Origin of the sequence: Prevotella sp. CAG:592 (assembly GCF_000436015.1) — a bacterium.
GTDB lineage: Bacteria > Bacteroidota > Bacteroidia > Bacteroidales > Bacteroidaceae > Prevotella > Prevotella pectinovora.
The window spans coordinates 68,033-72,207 of sequence record NZ_FR892572.1 but is presented as its reverse complement, the minus strand read 5'-3'; the positions used below and the strand labels follow the sequence as shown (position 1 = coordinate 72,207).

General features: G+C 46.7%; 5 protein-coding genes and 1 tRNA gene. 5 read left to right on the top strand and 1 reads right to left on the bottom strand.

The annotated features are described in order from the left end of the window. The first annotated feature begins 116 nt into the window (after nucleotides 1-116). Together QVO99_RS05865 and QVO99_RS05860 are read left to right on the top strand one after the other, a co-directional pair. Nucleotides 117-353: a hypothetical protein gene (locus tag QVO99_RS05865; protein WP_022316671.1), complete on the top strand. Its 237-nt coding sequence runs from the start codon at nucleotides 117-119 to the stop codon at nucleotides 351-353. Nucleotides 354-592: 239 nt separating this feature from the next. After that, entirely contained in the window at nucleotides 593-853 is a 261-nt protein-coding gene (locus QVO99_RS05860; RefSeq protein ID WP_288176987.1) for a hypothetical protein, read from the top strand. 110 nt (nucleotides 854-963) lie between these two features. Here the strand turns inward: QVO99_RS05860 and QVO99_RS05855 are convergent. Continuing rightward, nucleotides 964-1,045 (bottom strand) — tRNA-Leu (locus tag QVO99_RS05855). Nucleotides 1,046-1,251: 206 nt separating this feature from the next. On the opposite strand from QVO99_RS05855, the gene QVO99_RS05850 reads away from it, so the two are divergent. The 3 genes from QVO99_RS05850 to QVO99_RS05840 all read left to right on the top strand — a co-directional run bounded on the left by QVO99_RS05850 (nucleotide 1,252) and on the right by QVO99_RS05840 (nucleotide 3,654). Continuing rightward, nucleotides 1,252-2,340: a mannose-1-phosphate guanylyltransferase gene (locus QVO99_RS05850; RefSeq protein WP_022316670.1), complete on the top strand. Its 1,089-nt coding sequence runs from the start codon at nucleotides 1,252-1,254 to the stop codon at nucleotides 2,338-2,340. A 221-nt stretch (nucleotides 2,341-2,561) separates the two neighbouring features. Further along, the gene (locus QVO99_RS05845) at nucleotides 2,562-3,041 is read left to right on the top strand and encodes an RNA polymerase sigma factor (RefSeq protein WP_022316669.1); all 480 of its coding nucleotides are present in this window, start codon (nucleotides 2,562-2,564) and stop codon (nucleotides 3,039-3,041) included. Nucleotides 3,042-3,060: 19 nt separating this feature from the next. Continuing rightward, the gene (locus QVO99_RS05840) at nucleotides 3,061-3,654 is read left to right on the top strand and encodes a hypothetical protein (RefSeq protein ID WP_044066152.1); all 594 of its coding nucleotides are present in this window, start codon (nucleotides 3,061-3,063) and stop codon (nucleotides 3,652-3,654) included. Nucleotides 3,655-4,175 lie beyond the last annotated feature (521 nt).

The window sequence follows — 4,175 nt, the reverse complement described above, 5'->3', positions numbered from 1 at the left end:
AAGTGTCAAGTTTTTTTAGGGTAAGTCACTTTTGAAAACAAATATAAGTAACGGCGTTGTTTCATTCTTTATTTGATGGGCAAAGCCAAATTGTAAAACCAATAAAAATAATAATTATGGAATACCAAATTAGCAAAGAAACGGCGGCACTTGTGGATGCCGTTAAAGCAGTAAGAAACATTTATGGCATGGTATATGATGCCCTATTGAAAACCTATGATGAGGAGAATGTTATTAAGATGATGGAAAGCGGATTTAACGGGGCGTTGGATGCCCTACAAAATGAGGTGTGCAAGTTCCTCAACCAATCCATCATTACCCATGTGGATGAGGATGGAAGCGCGGAAATTTGATGCTTTGGGGGTTATGGTACATATCACTCTATAAACCCTATTGAAAATCAATCACTTACAAAATGTGTACACGAAAATGTACACGAAAAGCCCAAATGTTAATGAATTTAACTAATTTTGGGCATTTCATTTGCCTCAAATATGTTTTATAGTGAAACACCCAAGCCCGGATGGGGCTTTTTTGTTTATGTGAGGTATATTAAATAAAACAAACACTATTAGGGAAAGCCCGGCGGCGTATGTATGCAATTGCATTCCAAATGCAATGCAAATGCAATGCAATTGCATCCCTATTAAAAGTAACGATTGTAACAACAATAAAAAAAGGACTTCCCGGCAATCCACATATTGCACACTATAAAAAAGAAGCGGAACGGCACAAAACGAAAAACAAAAGGTTGGCTAACTTTTTAGCCAAGCAAATGAAAAATACACAAACTTCACACGATATAAAAAAGGGGCATTTCATTTTTTTTGTGGAAGAAAATAGAAGCCTATAAAAAAGGGAATATAAGCCCCAAAAGCCGGGTTTGTGTTGCTATTTGCTCGGAATTTGCTCGGCAACAAAATAAAAACGGCTGAAAATCAAACGATTAACAGCCGTTTATAGTACCCAGAGCCGGGGTCGAACCGGCACGGGTTGCCCCACTGGTGTTTGAGACCAGCGCGTCTACCGATTCCGCCATCTGGGCTTAAATGCGGTGCAAAGGTAATACATTTTGTTGCAATACGCAAACTTTTGCGGATTTTTCTTTTTAAGTAATGTCCAAATTGTTTTTGAACATTACTAAGCACTTCGAATAAAAGAGAAAAAAACATAAAATGTTGTGGGGCTCTACAATAATGAGTAACTTAGTGCGTAATAAAGATAAAACCCATTCATTGAATTTAATGCGATATGAATTACAACAACGATAACTACTGCGTGATACTTGCCGGCGGAAAGGGCAGAAGGCTCTGGCCGGCAAGCCGCGAAAACGCTCCGAAGCAATTCCTCGACTTCTTCTCCACCGGACGTACGCTCCTGCAGCAGACCTTCGACAGGATGAAGAATATCATCGCTCCTGAGAATATCCTCGTGGCAACCAATGAGGAGTATGGACATTTCGTGAGCGAGCAGCTTTCCGAGCTGCCCGAAGAGAATGTGCTGCTCGAACCCGTCAGCCGCAACACCGCTCCCAGTGTGGAGTGGGCCACTTACCGTATCCTCCACCGCAATGAGAAGGCAAGAATCGTCACGGTGCCGGCAGACCAGATGGTGATGGATGCCGATGCCTTCAGGCGTGATGTCTGCGATGGTCTCGACTGGGTGGGCGCCCATGACGGTCTGCTCGCCATAGGAGTGAAACCCACACGTCCGGAGCCGGGATATGGATACATACAGTTTGAAGGTGAAGCCGATGCCAGCGGCATATACAAGGTGAAGAGCTACACGGAGAAGCCGGAGAGAGAATTTGCCGAGATGTTCATGAACAGCGGCGAGTTCTATTGGAACACCGGACTCTTCATTGCCCGCTGCTCCACGTTGCGCAACAGCCTTAAAGCCCTGTTTCCGCCAGTGCTGAGCGTCATCGATTCGGCGTCGGTATATTCCCTTGAGGCAGAACAGGCACACATCGCCAAGCGCTATTCCGCTTACCCCAACCTCTCGGTAGACTCTGCCGTGCTGGAAAAGGGTACCAATGTGTATGTCAAGAACGCCTCTTTCGGCTGGGCGGACCTCGGCACCTGGCATTCCATGTATGAAACGATGAGCAAGTGTATGGGCGACAATGTGGTGATAGGCAACAAGGTGAAACTCGACAACTGCCATGGCAACATCGTGAAGATGCCCGACGACCATGTGGCGGTGCTCAACGGTCTCGACGGTTATATCGTGGCAGAGAAGGGCAACGTGCTCCTTGTCTGCAAGAAAGAAGACTCGTCAGCCCTCGTGCGCAAATACATCAACGAGGTGAGGATGGACCACGGCGAGGAATATCTGTAACGACGGTCTACCGGCGACTATTATAGCCCCAATCGGTGATTATGCCGGTTGGGGCTTATGACGACACAGACATTCAGCAACAGATGAGACGACACACGGCCTCTCTGAAAGTTGGACATATAAGAAAAAAGGGAAAAAAAGAAAAAACATGCTCCCCAGGCGTAGTGAATCGCGCCACTCCTGCGTATTAAGAGTAGATATTCCGATAAAACAGTATTGCGATGGATGTAAGGAAAGATGAATTTGAGAAACTGGCACGAGAAAACAAAGACACGATCTACACCGTGTGCTATATGTTTTCCAAAGACCGGGACGAGGTGGCAGACCTCTATCAGGAGACGCTGATAAATCTCTGGAAGGGCATGCCGCAGATGAAGCGCGACGGCAATGTGAGAGGCTGGGTCTACAGGGTGGCTCTGAACACCTGCATCTCTATGGGACGAAAGAAGAAAAGCCGTCCCACGGTGAGGCTGACGATGGACGTCGACCCCTTTGAACCCTCCGACGAGCGTACTACGCAGGTTGGCATGCTCCACAGGCGCATCAGCAAGCTGCAGCCGTTCGACCGTGCCATCGTGTTGCTGTGGCTCGAGAACATCAGTTATGATGAAATCGGCAAGATGCTCGGAATATCCACGGCAAACGTGTCGGTGAGACTGGTGCGTATTCGTGAACAGCTCAAAAAAATGTCTAACGATTAACTTATTCAGGAGGCTATAAATGGAAAAAGATATTTTGATGGAACTCGACGAGATGCGCTCACAGTTCGGTGAACTCAAGTCGATGCTCAAAGACCAGCAGATAGTAAACGAGAAGATGGCGCGCCGGGCGATGAAGGGCGACTACAACAAGGTGCGCAAGGACCTTATCTTCGCCATCGTGCTCGAGGTGGTGGCTATTCCGCTGCAGGTGGTGCTGCTGCCGCTCATCGGAATGCCCACATGGTATTTGGTGTTCACCGTGTTGTTTCTCCTCTCGGCGCTCGTGGCTTCGGTGTATTCGCTCAGGCGCTATGCTTCAGCCGACATGATTTCTGGCAATCTCACCGAGGTGGCGCTGGGCATCGTGAAATACAAGCGTTTCGAACTGAAATGGTTCCTCTATGCCATCCCGTTGCTGCTCGTGTGGATATTCTTCTTCTTCTATTATCTCACAAGGGGCTATGAGTCAGAGCTGGTGCGCGGTTCGGTATGGGGCGGCATAATAGGAGTGATAATCGGTTTCACTTTCGGTTTCATCAACTATTACCAGAACCTCAAGCGCATGAACCGACTCCTCAGGCAGATTAAGGAGGTGAAGGGTGATGCAGTCTGACGCAAGGATGATTACAGACATGCCCTGATGACTGATTTTTGCATAAAAACAAAAAAATGCGAAAAACCGTCAACCATCTGGTCTTGAATGTGTAAGTTGTTGAATCATAGATATTTAAGTTTTTTATTTACGGCCCGAACTGTCTGGTAATTGTCTGGATGGTTCGGGTCGTTCCCTTTAGATTATCTTTAGTCATCCTGTTTTTTGTGGATGGCTAAATTGTCGTGTGTTCAAATCGGCGACTGTTTTCGGTGATTTTTTCCGAATTGGGCACGGACAGGATTGCAAATGTGCCCAACCGGGGCAAGCACGTTGCCCAACATGGGCAAGCACGTTGCCCCAACTGGGCAAGCACCGTGCCCAATTTCGTAGCGGTGAACACAGGTGCGGAACAGTGTGAAAAGTGAAAATAGATGAATTATTTTGAATTGCAAGCTAATTGTACTATCTTTGCAAACTGTTATTCGAATACATTATTATATATGTCGTGCATTATCAATATTGAAACGAGCACAAACGTG